The 16,934-nt window shown below is 68.7% G+C and carries 17 protein-coding genes and 1 tRNA gene; 9 read left to right on the top strand and 9 right to left on the bottom strand.

Annotated features, from left to right (window positions below):
* Positions 1 to 33 precede the first annotated feature (33 nt).
* The 3 genes from K8940_RS03710 (at position 34) to K8940_RS03720 (ending at position 1,738) form a co-directional block, all read left to right on the top strand.
* Complete coding sequence (locus K8940_RS03710; protein WP_223393187.1) at positions 34 to 1,086, top strand: glycosyltransferase; 1,053 nt, start codon at positions 34 to 36, stop codon at positions 1,084 to 1,086.
* A gap of 44 nt (positions 1,087 to 1,130) precedes the next feature.
* A tRNA-Met gene (locus K8940_RS03715) sits at positions 1,131 to 1,207 on the top strand.
* Between the two features lie 69 nt (positions 1,208 to 1,276).
* Positions 1,277 to 1,738 (top strand): hypothetical protein, encoded by a 462-nt coding sequence (locus K8940_RS03720; protein ID WP_223393188.1) that lies wholly within the window; start codon positions 1,277 to 1,279, stop codon positions 1,736 to 1,738.
* Here the strand turns inward: K8940_RS03720 and K8940_RS03725 are convergent.
* The 3 genes from K8940_RS03725 to K8940_RS03735 form a co-directional block, all read right to left on the bottom strand.
* Complete coding sequence (locus tag K8940_RS03725; RefSeq protein ID WP_223393189.1) at positions 1,671 to 2,690, bottom strand: glycerophosphodiester phosphodiesterase family protein; 1,020 nt, start codon at positions 2,688 to 2,690, stop codon at positions 1,671 to 1,673. The genes K8940_RS03720 and K8940_RS03725 overlap by 68 nt on opposite strands.
* A gap of 289 nt (positions 2,691 to 2,979) precedes the next feature.
* Positions 2,980 to 4,401 carry a sensor histidine kinase gene (locus tag K8940_RS03730; RefSeq protein ID WP_223393190.1) on the bottom strand — a complete coding sequence of 474 codons (1,422 nt, stop codon included), beginning with the start codon at positions 4,399 to 4,401 and terminating at the stop codon, positions 2,980 to 2,982.
* 71 nt (positions 4,402 to 4,472) lie between these two features.
* Complete coding sequence (locus K8940_RS03735) at positions 4,473 to 4,931, bottom strand: Lrp/AsnC family transcriptional regulator (protein ID WP_223395758.1); 459 nt, start codon at positions 4,929 to 4,931, stop codon at positions 4,473 to 4,475.
* Positions 4,932 to 5,052: 121 nt separating this feature from the next.
* Here K8940_RS03735 and K8940_RS03740 point away from each other — a divergent pair, with 121 nt between their 5' ends.
* Positions 5,053 to 6,258, top strand: a complete 1,206-nt coding sequence (locus K8940_RS03740) for a methionine gamma-lyase (protein ID WP_223393191.1) — start codon at positions 5,053 to 5,055, stop codon at positions 6,256 to 6,258.
* A 96-nt stretch (positions 6,259 to 6,354) separates the two neighbouring features.
* Positions 6,355 to 6,708, top strand: a complete 354-nt coding sequence (locus tag K8940_RS03745) for a PilZ domain-containing protein (protein ID WP_223393192.1) — start codon at positions 6,355 to 6,357, stop codon at positions 6,706 to 6,708.
* Between the two features lie 107 nt (positions 6,709 to 6,815).
* Here the strand turns inward: K8940_RS03745 and K8940_RS03750 are convergent, their stop codons facing one another.
* Positions 6,816 to 7,250, bottom strand: a complete 435-nt coding sequence (locus K8940_RS03750) for a helix-turn-helix domain-containing protein (RefSeq protein ID WP_223393193.1) — start codon at positions 7,248 to 7,250, stop codon at positions 6,816 to 6,818.
* Positions 7,251 to 7,514: 264 nt separating this feature from the next.
* Positions 7,515 to 8,324, bottom strand: a complete 810-nt coding sequence (locus K8940_RS03755) for an acyl-homoserine-lactone synthase (protein WP_223393194.1) — start codon at positions 8,322 to 8,324, stop codon at positions 7,515 to 7,517.
* Between the two features lie 134 nt (positions 8,325 to 8,458).
* Here K8940_RS03755 and K8940_RS03760 point away from each other — a divergent pair, with 134 nt between their 5' ends.
* Positions 8,459 to 8,785 carry an Mpo1-like protein gene (locus K8940_RS03760; RefSeq protein WP_223393195.1) on the top strand — a complete coding sequence of 109 codons (327 nt, stop codon included), beginning with the start codon at positions 8,459 to 8,461 and terminating at the stop codon, positions 8,783 to 8,785.
* Between the two features lie 55 nt (positions 8,786 to 8,840).
* On the opposite strand, the gene K8940_RS03765 is transcribed toward K8940_RS03760, so the two are convergent.
* From K8940_RS03765 to K8940_RS03775, 3 genes are all read right to left on the bottom strand, one after another.
* Positions 8,841 to 9,569, bottom strand: a complete 729-nt coding sequence (locus K8940_RS03765) for a helix-turn-helix transcriptional regulator (protein ID WP_223393196.1) — start codon at positions 9,567 to 9,569, stop codon at positions 8,841 to 8,843.
* 134 nt (positions 9,570 to 9,703) lie between these two features.
* Positions 9,704 to 11,236, bottom strand: coding sequence for a response regulator (locus tag K8940_RS03770; protein ID WP_223393197.1), 1,533 nt, complete (start codon positions 11,234 to 11,236; stop codon positions 9,704 to 9,706).
* Between the two features lie 198 nt (positions 11,237 to 11,434).
* Complete coding sequence (locus K8940_RS03775; RefSeq protein ID WP_223393198.1) at positions 11,435 to 14,269, bottom strand: TonB-dependent receptor; 2,835 nt, start codon at positions 14,267 to 14,269, stop codon at positions 11,435 to 11,437.
* A 467-nt stretch (positions 14,270 to 14,736) separates the two neighbouring features.
* Here K8940_RS03775 and queC point away from each other — a divergent pair, with 467 nt between their 5' ends.
* The 3 genes from queC to K8940_RS03790 all read left to right on the top strand — a co-directional run bounded on the left by queC (position 14,737) and on the right by K8940_RS03790 (position 16,549).
* Entirely contained in the window at positions 14,737 to 15,480 is a 744-nt protein-coding gene (queC, locus tag K8940_RS03780) for a 7-cyano-7-deazaguanine synthase QueC (protein WP_223393199.1), read from the top strand.
* Positions 15,477 to 16,109 carry a 7-carboxy-7-deazaguanine synthase gene (gene queE / locus K8940_RS03785; RefSeq protein ID WP_223393200.1) on the top strand — a complete coding sequence of 211 codons (633 nt, stop codon included), beginning with the start codon at positions 15,477 to 15,479 and terminating at the stop codon, positions 16,107 to 16,109. Before queC ends, queE begins: the two co-directional genes overlap by 4 nt.
* 71 nt (positions 16,110 to 16,180) lie before the next feature.
* Positions 16,181 to 16,549: a 6-carboxytetrahydropterin synthase gene (locus tag K8940_RS03790; protein WP_223393201.1), complete on the top strand. Its 369-nt coding sequence runs from the start codon at positions 16,181 to 16,183 to the stop codon at positions 16,547 to 16,549.
* 161 nt (positions 16,550 to 16,710) lie between these two features.
* Here K8940_RS03790 and K8940_RS03795 read toward each other — a convergent pair whose 3' ends face one another.
* Entirely contained in the window at positions 16,711 to 16,926 is a 216-nt protein-coding gene (locus tag K8940_RS03795; protein WP_223393202.1) for a hypothetical protein, read from the bottom strand.
* Positions 16,927 to 16,934 lie beyond the last annotated feature (8 nt).

Here is a 16,934-nt window from a genome sequence, read left to right on the forward strand (position 1 = left end):
GTCCCGGCCCGCAACGCCGCCTCGGAGCCCGCCTTGACCAACATCCTGCACGCCATGCTGGGCAAGGGCCTGGGCGGTCTTGAGCAGGTGTTCCTAGACTACCAGCCGATCCTCGAAGCCTGGGCGGCCAGGCGCGGCGGCAAGTGCGTGGGCGTGGTGCGCAAGGGCGGCAAGGTCGCCGCGCGCGAGGCCGGGCGGACGCCGCCGCTGGTCGTCATGCCGGCCTTCACCGACTGGGACCCGCTGACCCTGGGCGCGGCCAAGGGCGTTGTGCGCGCGGCCGCGCCGGACCTGATCCTCAGCCACGGCCAGCGGCCGGCGCGGGTGTTCGGCAAGGCGGCCCCCGCCGGCGCGATCCAGGCCGTCTGCCTGCACAAGCCCGTGTTCGACGTCGCGCCCGGCGTCCACTACCTGGCCGTCGGCCGGCACCTGGCGCGATTGGCGATCGAGCGCGGCGCGCCCGAGGACCACGTCTGGTTCATCCCCAATTCGGTCAAGGCCCCGACCGCCCGCGCCACGCCGTTCGCGCGCGCCGAGGGCCAGCCGGTGAAGATCGTCGCCGCCGGCCGCCTGCATTCCAAGAAGGGCTTCGACGTCCTGATCCAGGCGGTGGGCAAGCTGCGCGCCTGGGACTTCGACGTCACCTGCGAGATCGCCGGCGAGGGCGAGGAGCGCGACGACCTGGAGGGCCTGATCCGCGAGCTGGACCTGGATCCTTGCGTCAAGCTGACCGGCTGGACCGACGATGTCGCCGGCTTCCTGGCGACCGGCGACCTCTTCGCCTTCCCCTCGCACCAGGAAGGGTTCCCGCTGACCCTGCTGGAGGCCATGTCCGTCGGTCTGCCGGTGGTGGCGACCGAGATCGATGGGCCGGACGAGATCCTCGAGGAAGGCGTCAACGGCCGTCTGGTGCCCGACGACGATCCCGACCGCCTGGCCGAGGCCCTGGGCGAACTGATCAGCGACCGCGAGACCGCCAGGCGTCTGGGCGCGGCCGCGCGGGAGCTAGTGCTGAGCGACTATGGGCCGGGCGAGCTGGCGCGACGCTTGGAAGCGGCGCTCGACGGAATGCTTTCCCGGGGTTGATGCGAAGCGCGCTCGGGAGTATGACCCCCGTCCGTCCTGGCGATGGCTGGGTAGCTCAGATGGTTAGAGCGGTGGATTCATAACCCACAGGTCGGCGGTTCGATCCCGCCCCCCGCCACCACCAGGACGGTAAATCTCCTTGAAATTCGAGAGCTTGGAACGTCGCTTCGGCGTCGCTCGTTGTCGCGTCATGGCTCGCGCGCCCAGGGTCTTCACGTGGTCGGATGGCTTTCACCGCTACACCGTGGCGGCGACGTCGCGCGCCAAGGCGCTAGCGGCCTGGGAGACCGATCGCGATCTCTTCAAGGAAGGCGTGGCCGAGGAGGCGCCGGACGCTCCCGACGCCAAGGCCGCCCTAGCCGCGCCCGGCGTGGTGATCCGACGGGCCGAGGGCGGGCTGAAGTCGGCCGTCGACAAGCTGCCTAAGCCCAAGACCAGGAAGGTCGACGGCGCCGCCGAGGCCAGGCGGAAGAAGGCGCTGGCCGAAGCGCTGGCGGCGCTGGAAGCGGCGGAAGCCGAGCATCGCGACGCCGAGGCCAACCTTGAGCATCGCCGCCGTGACCTCGACGCGGAGGCCGCCGCGCTCAGCGACTCCTGGACGACGCGCCGAGCGTCGCTGGAGCGGGCGATCCGACGTCAGCGACCGCGATAGAGGTCGGCACGTGGCCGCGCAGGCCGCGATGGTCCAGATAGTCGAGCAGGGCGGCGGGATAGTCGGTCTGGACGATGCTGACCCCCTGGTCGATCAGCCGGCCCCAGGCCCTGTCCGGATCGCGCAGCGCCTTGCGGTCGCCGGACTGGTCCAGCACGCCGCGCCAGCCCTTGGTGGCCAGGGTGTTGGTCCAGACGCGGATGCGGGCGGCGCGGGCCGCGTCGCGGACGGCGACGAAGCCCTGGCGCTTCAGGGCGACCATCTCTACCGCCGGGATCTGGCGGTCGCCGGACGCCTGGCGGGCGGTGATCTGGGCCAGGCCGAAGGCGCGCTTGGCCGCCTTGCTCGCCACCATCGGCATGAAGGCCAGGTCCCGGTACAGCGGCAGGTCGGCGATCGGCGGCGCGCCCAGCCGGGCCTTGGCCTTGAACAGCACCCAGTCGGCGGCGTCGGTCCGCCGCACGATCTCGGCGGCCTCGCCGGCCACCGGACCCTTGAGGTCGACATTGACCAGGATGCGGCCGCGCGCGGCGCGCAGGAACGCCTCCAGGGTCGGCGGCGCCTCGGTTCCGCCGTGGGCGTCCTTCAGGCGCAGGGCCTGGACCTCAGCCAGGGTGAGGTTGGAGACGCGGCCCTTGCCCTCGGTGGTCCGGTCGACCTTGGCGTCGTGCATCACGACGAGGACACCGTCGCGGGTGCGGCGCACGTCGATCTCGACCAGATCCACGCCCAGGGCGATGCAGCGCTCGAGGGCGGCCAGCGAATTCTCGGGGACGGACTGTTCGAAGCCGTGGCTGGGCGCGGGCTGGTGGCAGGCGCGGTGGGCGACCACCAGGACGCCGTCGCCGGCGTCGTAGAGCCGGTCGCGCAGGACGCCTGCGCCGGCCGGGGCGGCCGAAAGGGCCAGGACGCTGGCCAGGGCGGGCAGAAGAGCGGGCGCGCGACGTCGCATGAGGGCCTCCGGCCTCCACATGACCGATTCACGCGACGAGCATACGGCAGTTCGGGCTTACTAAGGTGACGTCGTCGCTCGAGCTTGACCGCAATCGTCGGATGTTCGCCGCCCCAAGTTCGGGTTTGACGGTCGGTATGACGAAGGCGGAAGGAAAGTGACCGGCCGGGATTCACGACATCCCGGCCGGCAAAGGCCGCCCGGCGGGTGGGATGCGCCAGCGGATCTGCAATTTAAGGACGACACAGTTGGACCGAACCCGCCATATGATGGTCGACTAAGTTTCCTATTAGGCGGGCGGAAGGCCCGGACGGTCCTCCGGCGCCTCGGGTAGACGCGCGCTCAGGACGCAACGCAGGCCGTCGGGGCGATAGTCCATGGCCGCCGAACCCTTCAGTTCGCCGCGCAGACTGCGCTCGATCAGGCGCGAGCCGAATCCCTTGCGAGTCGGTTCGGACACCGGCGGGCCGCCGGTTTCCAGCCAGACGCCTTGCAGCTGGCGCGTCGCCGGATCATAGGTCCAGGAGAGGTCCACGCGCCCTTCCGGCAGCGACAGGGCCCCGTACTTCAGGGCGTTGGTGGCCAGTTCGTGCAGGATCAGCGCCATGGTCAGGGCGCCGCCGGGCTGCAGCCGCACCGAGGGGCCCTGGATGCTGAACCGCGTCCCGGCCTCGTCGAACGGCCGCAGGGCCCGCTCGACCACCTCGTGCAGTTCGGCCCCGTGCCAGCTTTCGCGCGTCAGGATGTCGTGCACCCGCGACAGGCCCATCAGCCGCGCCTCGAACTTCTCGAAGGCCACGGTCGGGTCGGGCTCGTTGCGCAGGGTTTGGGCGGCCATCGACTGGACGGTGGCCAGGGTGTTCTTCACCCGGTGGTTCAACTCGTTGATCAGCAGGCGCAGCTGGCTCTGGTGGTCGGCCTGGGCGGTCTCGGCCTGCTTGCGGGCGCTGATGTCGGAGATGATCGCCAGGATGTAGGTCGGCTCGTCCTCGACGCGGACCATCGAGGCGGTCAGGTGGATCCAGATGTCGCCGCCCGGAACCAGGAAGCGCCGCTCGGCCGAGCAGGTCTCCTGCTCCCCGGCCAGCAGGGCCGCGCTCGAGATCAGCATCGGTTCGAGGAAGTCGGGATGGGCCAAGCTCTGCAGCGGCGAGCCCAGAAGCATGTCGCGTGGGCGCTGCAGCAGGGCGCAGAAGCTGTCGTTGACCTCGAGGATCTCGCCGGTCGGCGTCAGCCGGGCCACGCCCATGGCGGCCTGGTCGAAGACCGCGCGATAGCGGGCCTCGGCGGCCTCCAGCTTCAGGCGGGCCTCGATATTGGCGGTGACCACCTCGGTATAGAGCACCAGGCCCCCGACCTCGCCGCCATCGGTGCGCCAGGGCGCCATCGACCAACGGATCCACTCGGTGCGCCCGTCGCGATCGACATAGGGATCGCCCTCGTGGCGCAGCTCGACGCCCTCGGCGATGACCCGGGCGTGCAGGTCGCGCCATTTCTGGGGGATCTCGGGGAACACCTCGTAGTGCTTGCGCCCGATCAGCGGCAGATCGGCGGGCAGGTGCTGGTCGGTCAGATACTGCCGCGAGGCGGCCAGGTAGCGCATCTGGTTGTCGAAGATGGCGATGCCCAGCGGCGCGTGCTTCAGAGCCGTGGTGACGCTCGGCGAAGCGGCCATCGGAGAGCTGGACTGGAGCGGCGCTTCGTCGATCATCGCTCCCCCATGGTAGCGCTCCGGCCTTCGGCTTCGAAGGGTGATTTGTCTGACTTTCGCGTGAGACGCGATCAACTAGAAACCGGAAACACCCGCGTCTGTTTCACGACGCCGTACGCAAAACTGGTATCGATCGAGGCGATGCCAGGGATAGCGTGCAGTTTTCGCCGCATGAAGTCCTCATAGGCCTCCAGACTGTCGACGATCACCCGCAGCAGGTAGTCGTCGCCGCCAGCCAGCAGGAAACAGTCCAGGATCTGGTCGATGCGCGCGACCTGCTCCTCGAAGCCCTTGATCAGGTCCTGGCCGTGGCGGTCCAGCCGTACACGGACGAAGACCGTGATCGGCAGGCCGTAGGCCTTCTGGTCGACCAGCGCCGTGTAACCGGTGATCACCCCCTCCGCCTCCAGGTTGCGCACGCGGCGCAGGCAGGGGGAAGGCGACAGATTGACCCGCTCGGCCAGCTCCTGGTTGGTCAGGCGGCCGTCCTTCTGCAGCTCACGGATGATCTGGCGGTCCTTGGCGTCCATAGGCATGTGCTGGGGTCGGCCTCTTGAGCAGAATCTGCCAAAATAGAAGCGCATCGTGGCAGACTTCGCAATCTACCGCGCCCGACTCCACGCCAGTGTCACTTCGATAGAGGATTGACACATGCGCAGCGACCAGGCCGGATTTTCGACGCGGGCGATTCATGCGGGCTATGACCCGGCCGACGAGCACGGGGCGCTGACGCCGCCGGTGCACCTGACCTCGACCTTCGCCTTCGAGAGCGCCGAGGCCGGCGGCGAGATGTTCGCCGGGACGCGGGAAGGCCACTTCTATTCGCGCATCTCCAACCCGACGACCGACCTGCTGGAGCGTCGCCTGGCCAGCCTGGAGGGCGCGGAGGCCGCCGTGGCCACGGCCTCGGGCATGGGCGCGATCACCGCCACCCTGTGGAGCTTCCTGCGGGCCGGCGACGAGGTGATCACCGACCAGACCCTCTACGGCTGCACCTTCGCCTTTCTGCGCGACGGCCTGACCCGGTTCGGGGTGACCGTGCGCCAGGTCGACATGACCAGGCCCGACGATTTGGCGGCGGCGATCTCGGACAGGACCCGGATCGTCTATTTCGAGACCCCGGCCAATCCGAACATGCGCCTGGTGGACATCGCCGCGATCAGCCGGATCGCTCATGGGACGGGCGCCAAGGTGGTGGTCGACAACACCTACGCCACCCCGGTCCTGACCCGGCCGCTGGTCCTGGGCGCGGACGTCGTCGTCCACTCGGCGACCAAGTACCTGGGCGGCCACGGCGACCTGATCGGCGGGATCGCCGCCGGCGGTCTCGAGGACATGACCCGCGTGCGCCTGGTCGGGGTCAAGGACATGACCGGGGCGGTGATGTCGCCGTTCACGGCCTTCCTGGTGCTGCGGGGCCTGAAGACCCTGTCGCTGCGCATGGCCCGCCACGGCCAGAGCGCCCAGGACGTCGCCCGCTGGCTGGAGGCGCATCCGGCCGTCGCGCGGGTGTTCTATCCGGGCCTGCGGAGCTTCCCGCAAGCCGCCCTGGCCGCGCGCCAGATGGCCGGAGGCGGCGGCATGATGGCCTTCGAGCTGAAAGGCGGCCACGGGGCGGGGGTCTCGATGATGAACCGCCTGACCCTGATCCGGCGGGCCGTGTCGCTGGGCGACGCCGAGACCCTTGTCCAGCACCCGGCCAGCATGACCCATTCCACCTACGCTCCCGAGGAGCGCGCGGCCGCGGGCATCGGCGAGGGCCTGGTGCGGCTGTCCGTGGGGCTGGAGGACGTCGGCGACATCCTGGCCGACCTGGAGATGGCGCTGGAGCCGGAAAGGATCGTGGCGCTGGCCTAGGCGCCGCGCCCATCCGCGAGCGCGGCGCGGTTAACCTTCACCGCAAAAATCCTGAATCTGCACGGGCGATTAACCGCATCATGCGTTTATCCCCCGATGGCGAAATTCCCGTCAGACGTTGACCAGGACCGGCGATCGGCCGTCCGGATCCCGACCTCGCGGTCGGGAAAGCTGCTGTGCGGCGCCTTCGCCTGGGACTGCGTGATCCGTGATCTCTCCAGCAGCGGGGCGAAGGTCCAGATGCTGTCGAACGCCGCCCCGCCGGGGCAGGCCCAGCTGGTCGATCTGGCCGCAGGCCTGGCCTACGACGTGACCATCGCCTGGCGGCGTGACCGCGAGGCGGGCCTGCGCATCGTGCGCACCTACGATCTCCGAGGTCTGGCCCCGGCCGCCGCCGGCATGGCCAAGCGCATCTGGCTGGCCTCGCAGTCGGACGTCTCGACCGGCTGAAGCCCACGAGGATCCGGAAACGAAAAGGACCCCGGCCCGCCGACCGAGGTCCTTTCCATACGCTTGTCCGCGTCGCCTCGAAACGTCGAGGGCGCGGGACGCCCTGGCTAGGCGGCGCCTTCGCGAGCGGCTTCGTCGGCCATCGCGCGCACCAGGTCCAGGACCTGACGGCGAACGCGGCCGCGACCGATCTTCGGGAACACCTCGGCCAGCTCCAGGCCTTCCGGCGTGGTCAGGAATTCCTGCACCACCTTCTCGGCGTGCTGGGCGGCGTCGTCGACTTCGGCGCCGTTCATCGGATCGGCCAGGCCGTCGAAGAAGAACGACACCGGGACCTGCAGGGTCTTGGCGATCTCGTACAGCTTGCTGGCGCTGACGCGGTTGGCGCCGCGCTCGTACTTCTGCACCTGCTGGAAGGTCAGCCCCAGGCTGTCGGCCAGCTGCTCCTGGCTCACGCCCAGCAGCTTGCGACGCATCCGGACCCGGCCGCCAACGTGCAGGTCGACGGGGTTGGGGCGTCGGCCTTCGGTTTCTTCGCTCATGTGTTTTCCGCCTCCAACGGTTGTTCGGGGAAAATGACACGACCGTGACGTCGGTGGAAGCGATGGACCATCAAGCGCGGCGTCATGTCGCGATGGTTCAGCTTCCTTCCCCAAAACGAGGAGGCTAGCGGTCCGGACGGCGATTCGGCGCCAACCGAAAGCGCGACCCGCTCTCGTCAGGAGAGTGTCGCGAAACGGTCGGCGCCGAGGTGTGTCCGGACGGTCGCGGCCGGGGCGAGTCGGCGACCGCGAGGCGTTGTCCCGTCAGGCGTTGAGGACGCGGGCGCGGGTGTCCCAGATCCGCCGGGCCTGGCCGCTGCTGTCATGCAGGCGGAACAGGGTCTCGGCCGCCAGGGTCTCGTCGCGCTCGGCGCCGGCGGTCAGCTGCGGCGTCATGGCGCGGGTCACCTGGCGCTGCACGGCGGCCAGGTCGCCGAACGCCATCATGTCCAGGGCGTCGATCTCGTAGCCGATCGGCGACTCGCGGCCGATAGCCTCCAGTACCCGGTCCAGCAGCGCCTGCGAGATGGCGATCTCCGAGCCGGCCACCACGCCGTACTCGTAGGGACGCGGAATCCCGACCAGGCGGGTGTCGATCGGCGAGTTGAGGATGCCGGGATACAGCTGCATGTCGATCATGCCGACGAAGCGGTTCACGCCTCGACGCAGGGCCAGCTCGAACGCCGCCGCCCAGCACTCGAACACCCGCTCGCCGCGGCCCGAGCCCTTGCGCTGGCGATAGGCCTCGGTGGTGAACAGGCGCGTGGCCTCCCAGACGTCGGCGCCCTTCTTGGGTGTCTCGCCCGGGGCGATCAGGTGGGCGAACTTGTCGGCCAGCATGCAGCGATCGTCGGTGGGACGCAGCCGCAGTCCGACCTCCAGCTCCATCGCGTCGTTGAAGCCCAGCAGGTAGATGGCGCGGTGGTCGTCGTAGTCGTCGACCTCGCCGCCGTCGAGCACGACCAGGTCGACCCAGCCGTTCTTCTCGACGCACTGGCGGCGGCGCTCCTCGTGCATGGCCCACAGCTGCGGGCCGTAGAGATGGCGGTTCTCGGAAGTGATGATGTGGATCATAGCCGCCCCCAGCGGTGGTTGGACGGTCTGGATTAAGAGGCATGATCCGCGGAAACGACGATAGGCCAAACGGCCTACTCCTATTCCCCCGCGAGAGGCTTGCCAGGGCGGCGCGGGGGGATCAGCATCCCTCCATGACGACGGCGACCTCCCGAGAACGCCAGGAGCGCTACCGCAGCTTCGCGGCCTTCTATCCGTTCTACCTGACTGAACACGTCAATCCGGTCAGCCGACGGCTGCATGTCGTGGGCACGACCCTGGTGGTCGTCTGCCTGGCCATGGGCGCGTTGCGCGACTGGCGGTTCTTCCTGGCCGCGCCCCTGGTCGGCTACGGCTTCGCGTGGGTGGGCCACTTCGTGTTCGAGAAGAACCGGCCGGCGACGTTCAAGCACCCGCTCTACAGCCTGATGGGCGATTTCCGGCTGTGGTTCGAGACGCTGACGGGGCGGCGGAAGTTCTGAGGTTTTGATCGGCGCGTGACGAGTCGAAACCGGGCCCCACTTTCGGCTGTCGCGCCTAGAGCTTCGAAAGCAGTCCCAGCTCGCCGGCCTTCAGCACCGCTTCCTGGCGCTTGACCACGCCCAGGCGCTTCTTGGCGGCCTCGATGTGGTGGTGGACGGTGCGCGGCGACAGCTCGAGGATCGCGCCGATCTCCCAGTCGGTCTTGCCCCGGCTGGCCCAGTACAGGCACTGGGCCTGGCGCTCGGAGATGACCCCGTAGTCGGGATTGTCGTCCTGCAGCTCCCAGTGCTTGAGCATGATGGTGCCGAACACCGTGGCCAGACTCTCGATCACCGCCCGCTGGGTGGGATCGGTGTCGGGCGCCTCGGTGGACATGCGGATCAGCACCTCCTGGCCGGCGGGGCCGAACACGCGCACGACATAGCCGTCGTTCATGCCCAGCTCCGAGGCCTCGCCCCACATGGCGTGGGCCCGGCTGTCGCCCAGCGGCTTGGCGTCGGTCCAGGCGAACGAGCGGGGGGACTTCAGCAGCAGTTTGACGCACGGATCGTGGACCACGTAGCGCTCGCTCCAGTAGCGCTGGTCCCACTGGTCGAAGTCCTGGCGGCTGAGCGTGGGCGGTTCCTTGCCGTAGTGCTCGGCGTTGACCAGGGTGGCGCAGAACTTGTCGTAGCCGAAGGCGGCGATCGCCAGCGCGAAATGCGCCTCCACCTCCTGGGCCGACGCCAGGTGCGGGGCTTGGCTGAGGAACGCCCAAGCCTGTTGTTCCGCCGTGTTCAGCACGCGTCCTCGCTACTCCGCACTCACGCCGAGGTTAGGCTAGGCGGTGATACAGCCCGGCGCCAAGCGCGTACTACTCCAGGTAGCGCGGATCCTTGGCGGCGAAAGGTCGCGGCCGGGATCGCGAGGCGGTCGGCTCAGGCCGCCGCTTCCTCGCCTTCGTCCTCGCCGCCCAGCAGGGCGTTCAGCACGACGGCCAGGCGTTCGGGCTTGATCGGCTTTTCGACGACGTCCTGCATGCCGGCGGCGACATAGGTCTGGACGTCGGCGGGATCGGCGTTGGCGGTCAGGGCCACGATCGGCACGGCGCTGGCGCGGCCGCTCATCTCGCGGATGGCGCGGGTGGCGGCGATGCCGTCCATGCGCGGCATCTTGATGTCCATCAGGATCAGGTCGTAGCGGCCGCTCTTGGCCATCTCGAGCGCCTCGAGACCGTCGACGGCCTGTTCCGAGGTGCACTCGAACATGTCGCACAGGGCTTCGGCGACCATGCGGTTGGTGGCGTTGTCGTCGACGATCAGGATGTGGGCCGCGCGACCGGTTACGGCCGGCTCGGCCTCGGCGCGGGCCACCACGACGGAGGCGGGGGCCAGCGACAGGGTGAAGCCTACGGTCAGGCCGGCGCCGCGATTGGCCTCGGCGCGCAGCGGTCCGCCCATGGCTCGCAGCAGGCGGCGGGCCAGGGCCATCGCCACGCCCAGGGCCATCTCGCTCCGGTCCTGCTGGCTGGCGCCGCCCAGCGGGTCGCGGACGCGGGCCAGGCGCTCGTCGGCATGGCCTTCGGTATTGTCGCGGACCTGGCCTTCCAGGCGGATCTGGTCGCCGTCGGCGCGGGCCGTCAGGCGGGCCTCGATCATGCCGCGGCCCGAGGCCAGGGCGTTCTCGATCAGGATGTCGAACACCTGCAGCAGGCGCTCGCCGTCGACATCGACGCCGCATTCCGGGTCGCCATCGTAGGAGACGAGCAGCGTGGAGCCGCCCTCCTGGGCGCGGGCGGCCCAGCGGGCCTCGACCGCGTCGGCGAAGTCGCGCAGGCGGATGGGGGTCGGCGAGAAGGTCAGCTGGCCGCGGGCCGAGCGGTGCAGGTCGATGGCGCGGCCGACCGTCTCGCCCATGTCGCGGCTGGTGTCGCCGATGGCGCGGACGAAGGCGGCGGCGTCGGGCGTCAGGCGCTGCTGCTCGAGGCGCTCGGTGATGGCCAGCACGCCGTCCAGGTGCGCGCCGATGTCGACGGCCATGCGCTCGACCATGGCCATGGCGTCGCGCGCCTCGCCCTGGCGACGGCGGTGCGAGGCCAGCAGCGAGGCCAGGCCGCCCACGCCGGCGTAGCGGCCGGCGGCGTCGACGGCGACATAGGCGGTGCGGAACACCGGGGTCGGGCTGTCGGCCAGGGTGTTGACGAAGCTGTTGGCGTCGGTCTGGGCCATGACCGTCCGCGGGGTGGTGTCCATGACCTCGGCGATCGGCGTGTCGGCCAGCTGCTCGCCGGCCACGCGCATCATGCCTTGCAGGACGTCGCGATAGACCAGGCCCACGGGCGCGCGGCCGTCGTCGACGACCGCCAGGGCGGCCAGGGCCGCGTCGGCGTCGAACATCGCCGCGACAGCGCCGCAAGGCGTGCCGGGCGCGATCGGTGCGCGGGGGTCGATCAGACGGGTCAGCGTATCCATACGGCGCTTCGCTGGGACTAGGAGGCGCACCTTGCCCCGGCCGGCCTTGCGGAGTCGTTAAGTCGGCGGCCCGACCGGCGGGGTACCGTCGGAAAGTGCTGGGTTTTTCGTTTTCGAGGCGGCCGGAACGCAAAAGGGGGCGGCGGAAGACCGCCGCCCCCCTGGGCGTCCTCATGGCGTCCGCTCGGTGCGGGAGCCCTACCAGGACTTGGTGATCGCCACGCCGTACAGGCGCGGTTCGGCGGTGATCACGTTGGTGAACAGGCCCGAGCTGTCGTCGGTGGTGTAGGCGTCGACGATCGGGGTCTTGTTGCCGATGTTCTTGACGTAGGCGTCGATCGACAGGCCCCACTCCGGCTTTTCCACCTTCAGGGTGATGTTGCCGTTGTCCCACGCCTTCAGGCGATCGTAGTCGGTGTTGTAGACGCGGGCGAACTGCTTGGTCTGGCGGTAGTAGTCGCCGCGCAGGGTGGCCGACCAGCCGCCCGACAGTTCGAAGGTGTATTGGGCGCCGAACGAGGTGGTCCAGTGCGGCGAGTTGGGCAGCTCGTTGCCCGACAGGTCCGCCGCCACGCCTTCGATCGAATAGCCGGCGCCGTAGGTGTAGAGGCCCGTGGCGTTGGCCAGGAAGGCGGCCGTGGGCGCAGGCAGGCCCGCGCCGCCCAGGGCGGCCGGGGTCGACAGGAACGCCTGGTAAGCCGCCGCGCCCGAGCAGGCCCACGGCAGGGTGGCTCCCGCGCCGGCGCCCAGGATGGTGGCGACGCCTTGCGTGGCCAGCACGCAGTTGGCGCCGACGGCCGACGAGTTCGGTCCCACCTTCACGACCGTGTAGGCCGCGTTGGACTGGGTCCGGTTCATCGTGTCGATCGAGGTGACGCCGGCGCCGATCTTGGTGTGCAGATAGCCGATCGTGGCGTTGAGCCGCAGGTTGCGGACCGGCGACCAGATCGATTCCAGCTCGAAACCGTAGACCTTGGCGTCGACGTTCTCGTTGACCGAGGTGCGGTTGACGATCTTGGAGATCTGGTAGCCCTGGTAGTCGTAGGCGAAGCCGGTGGCGTTCAGCAGGACGCTGCCGCCGGCCAGGGTGTTCTTGGTGCCGATCTCGATCGCGTTGACGAATTCCGGCGCGAAGGTCTGCTTGATGCCGACCGAGTCCGCCGGGACGCCCGGATTGATGCCGCCGCCCTTGTAGCCCTTGGAATAGAAGGCATAGAGCAGGGTGTCGTCCGTGAAGCCCAGGTGAGCCTTGTAGTCGAAGCCGAAGCGGCCGGTGAGCTCGCTGAAGCGGGCGCGCTGGTCGGGGTTGGTCGGGTTCAGGGTCAGGCCGTAGCCGGGGGCCAGCAGCACGGTCGAGAAGTTCTTGACCGCCTTCTTGTCGCGGGTCTGGCGCAGGCCCAGGGTGAACTTCAGATCCTCGTTGGCCTGCCAGTACAGTTCGCCGAACAGGGCGTCCGAGGTCAGGTTATAGGGCGTGCGGTTGTCATAGTAGTTGTGGCCCTCGCCGGTCGGCGTGGCCGCCGTGTCGATGCCGATGCAGCGGGCGGTGGTCGCCGGGTTGCAGTTCGGATTGCCGGTGTTGGAGAAGTTCAGCGCCAGCGACGACAGGGTCAGCGAGTTGCCGATCACGTAGTAGTCGGTGGTGGTGCGGTAGGTGAAGTGGATGCCGCCGATGTTGAAGTTCAGCGGGCCGTCATAGGCGGACTGCAGGCGCAGCTCCTGGCTGAACTGCTCGGACCGGCCCGACGAGATGTCGATCGTCGTGAACTTGTTGGTGTTGCCGACCTGCGGGTCGTTGAAGAAGCCGCCGGGCGTGAACGGCGTGCTGTTGAAGGCGATCGGCGAGACGTTCCGGTTGTAGTCCTGCTTCGTATAGACGCTGCCCTTGCTGTAGGCCGTCATCGACGTCAGCGTCAGCTGGTCGTTCAGATCGTAGTTCAGGGTGAACTGGTAGACGTTCGAGGACGACTGGTAGAGCGGATCCAGCGCCGTCTCGATCTCGCGCAGGTCCCTCGAGGTGGTGTCGCCGGCGTTGGCGTCGCCCGAGGTGAAGCCGAAGATGTTGCCCAAGAGGCCCGTCAGGGTGCCCGAGGTGTTGACCGTGCCGTAGGCGGCCGCGTTGTACAGCGAGGCCGACAGACAGCCTTGCGTCAGGTAGCGGCGGGCCGTGCCGGTGGGCACGCCGCCGACCGTGGCGGGACCATCGTCCTTGGTGCAGAGCTGCTTGCCGGTGCGGGCGCGGCTGTCGTCCTCGTGGAAGCGTTCCCACAGGAAGTTGGTGCGCAGCTTCTCGGTCGGATTGAACATCACCTGGACACGGGTCGAATACAGGTCCCGGTCGTCGACGACGTGGTTGTTGAAGGTGTTGGTGACGAAGCCGTCGCGCTTCAGCGTCGTGCCCGACAGGCGCACGGCCAGCTTGTCGCCGAAGATCGGCACGTTGACCATGCCGCGCAGCTTCACCGAATTGTAGTTGCCGTACTCGGCCTTCACGTTCGCTTCGAACTGGTCGGTCGGCTTGGCGGTGATCACGTTGACCACGCCGCCGGTGGCGTTGCGGCCGTACAGCGTGCCCTGCGGGCCGCGCAGCACTTCCACGCGCTCGACGTCGTAGAACTCGGCCTCGAACAGGTTGCCCGCCTGCATGGGGGCGTTGTTCATGTGGACGCCGACGCCCTGGTCGGCCGAGGCCCCGACGGCCTTGGCCCCGATGCCGCGGATCTGGAAGTTGAAGCTGTTGGTGAAGTTGCTCTTGGCGAAGGTGACGTTGGGGATCGCCAGCTGCAGGTTCGGGCCGCCGTCGATCTTCTGCGCTTCCAGCGAATCCTGGCTGAAGGCCGACACCGCGATCGGCACGTCCTGAAGCGCCTCTTCCTTCTTCTGAGCCGTGACCACCAGCTCTTCGATGACCGTGGTGTTCTGCTGGGCGGGCGGTTTGGCCTGCTGAGCGAAAGCGGGGGCGGCGAGAGCCGAGATCGCGACCGCCGAAGCGCCCATGATCAGCAGGCTCCGCATACGCAGAGTTTGCGACATTGAATTCCCTCCCTGGACCCGGCGGCGCCTTATGGATGGAGCCTGCGAGGGTCGGTGTTTCCTCGGCGCCGTACTGTTTTCACCACGCGGGCGTACGGCGAGCCCCTCGCAGCATTGGGAGATTGCATACTTGCGTTTGAAAGCTGTCAACTGGCCTGATCGTAAGTGAACAGCGATAGGTTACGCCTTTTCACTTTCCGGGAGGTGGTGTTATCCTGGGTGTGGCAAGTTCACGACGCATTAGAAGGTCGGGTTTGTCGTTTCCGTAACGGAAGCACGACGCAACCTCAGCGCCTATGTCCAGCAATAGCGGAGCTATGGCTTAATTCGCAGGTGAAAGACTTCGCCATCGTTCGTCGGCGGAGTATCGCGTGAGTCGCGGCCTCGGCGCCCCCGCTGTTCCGGGGCGGCCTTGCCTCGTGTAGAGGAGGGCCCATGTTCCCCGTCTTTCACGTCGAGAGCCTCGCATGAGCCCCCGCGAGACCAATGCCGCGCTTGTTCTGTTTTCCGGCGGCCAGGACAGCAGCGTCTGCCTGGCCTGGGCCCTCGAGCGGTACGACCGCGTCGAGACGGTCGGCTTCGACTATGGCCAGCGCCACGCGATCGAGATGGAGGCCCGCCAGGCCGTGCGCCGTGAGGTCGCCGCTCGCTTCCCGCAGTGGGCCGACCGCCTGGGCGAGGACCACGTGCTGGATATCAGGAGCTTCGGCCAGGTGGCCCAGTCGGCCCTGACCGCCGACCGCGCCATCGAGATGACCGAGCGCGGCCTGCCCTCGACCTTCGTGCCCGGCCGCAACCTGGTGTTCCTGATCTACGCCGCGGCCCTGGCCGACCGGCGCGGGATCGACGCCCTGGTCGGCGGCATGTGCGAGACCGACTTCTCGGGCTATCCCGACTGTCGCCGCGACACGCTGGACGCCATGCAGAACGCCCTGAACCTGGGCATGGACCGGAACTTCCGCGTCGAGACCCCGCTGATGTGGCTGACCAAGGCGCAGACCTGGGCCCTGGCCAAGACGCTGGGCGGCGAGGAGCTGGTCCGGCTGATCGTCGAGGAAAGCCACACCTGCTACCAGGGCGGACGCGGCCAGCTGCACCCCTGGGGTCACGGCTGCGGGGCCTGCCCGGCGTGCGAACTGCGCGAGAAGGGCTATGTCGAGTGGGACGCGGCCGGGCGCGAGGCGCTGCCGCAAGGCCCGGCAAGCGCATGACCTACTCGGTCAAGGAGATCTTCCTCACCCTGCAGGGCGAGGGCGGCCAGGCCGGCAAGGCGGCGGTGTTCTGCCGGTTCGCCGGCTGCAACCTGTGGACCGGCCGCGAGCAGGACCGCGCCAAGGCCGTCTGCACCTTCTGCGACACCGACTTCGTCGGGACCGACGGCGAGAACGGCGGCAAGTTCGCCACGGCCGAGGCCCTGGCGGCGGCCGTCGAGGCCCAGTGGCCCGGCGGGCCCGACGACCGCCTGGTGGTCTGCACCGGCGGCGAGCCCTTCCTGCAACTGGACGACGCCGCGATCGAGGCCCTGCACGCGCGCGGCTTCCAGATCGCCGTCGAGAGCAACGGCACGCTCGAGGCCCCGGCGGGGATCGACTGGATCTGCATCAGTCCCAAGGCCGACGCGCCCGTGGTCCAGACCTCGGGCCAGGAGCTGAAGCTGGTCTTCCCGCAGGACAAGGCCATGCCCGAGCGCTTCGCAAACCTGGATTTCGAGCGCTTCTACCTCCAGCCGATGGACGGTCCGGACCGCGACAGGAACACGCAATTGGCGGTCGCCTATTGCCTTTCGCACCCACAATGGCGTTTAAGCGTCCAAACGCACAAATATCTCGGCCTGCCCTGACGGATAAGGCGCGCGACTTGGTGACAGGGTCGTTGCGCTAGAGCCTCCCAGGCCTAGTCAAAAGAAGTCACATGTCTGGATACGTCTTCGAGATCACGAAGGCCGCGTTCTTCGACGCGGCCCATTTCATCGAGCAGGGGCCGGCGGACCATCGCTATCGCAAGCTGCACGGCCACTCGTTCAAGGTCGAGGCCAGCGTGCGCGGCGAGATGGGGGGCGAGGGCTGGGTCGCCGACCTCGAGACCCTGGACGTAGCGCTCAAAGCCGTGGCGGCCGAGCTGGACCACGGCCTGCTGAACGACAAGCCGGGCCTGGAAGTCCCGACCCTGGAACGCCTGTGCCTGTATTTCGCGGAGCGCCTGAAGGTCCAGTTCCCGGGCCTGTCGCGCGTGGAGCTGTCGCGCCCGACGATCGGCGAGCGCTGCGCGCTGAGTCTCTGAGACCTTACTCTCCTCCCTCTTTGGGGAGGGGGACCGCCGAACGGCGGTGGAGGGGGCTTTGGGGAGGGGCGCTGAACGTCAGAACCGCTTGCGCGGACCCCCTCCGTCTCGGCGCGTAGTCGCGCCGATCCACCTCCCCCTAATGGGGAGGAGGGTCCGAACTACTCTTCCCGCTCGTCGCGATCCTTCTTGCCGTCGCCGGGGATCACGGCCTTGCCGGTGGCGACCACGGCCTTGCCCGCGCCGCCGACGACCGCGCCGGTGACGCCGATGGCCGTGCCGGCCACCGCGCCGACGGCGGCGGCGACGCAGGCCGTCTGCGAGAGGGCGACCGTCGCGAGGAGCGCGGCCAGAGGCGCCAGGCGGGAAAGAGTCATGGTGAAGC

It is taken from the genome of Caulobacter segnis (assembly GCF_019931575.1).
Taxonomy (GTDB): Bacteria; Pseudomonadota; Alphaproteobacteria; order Caulobacterales; family Caulobacteraceae; genus Caulobacter; species Caulobacter segnis_C.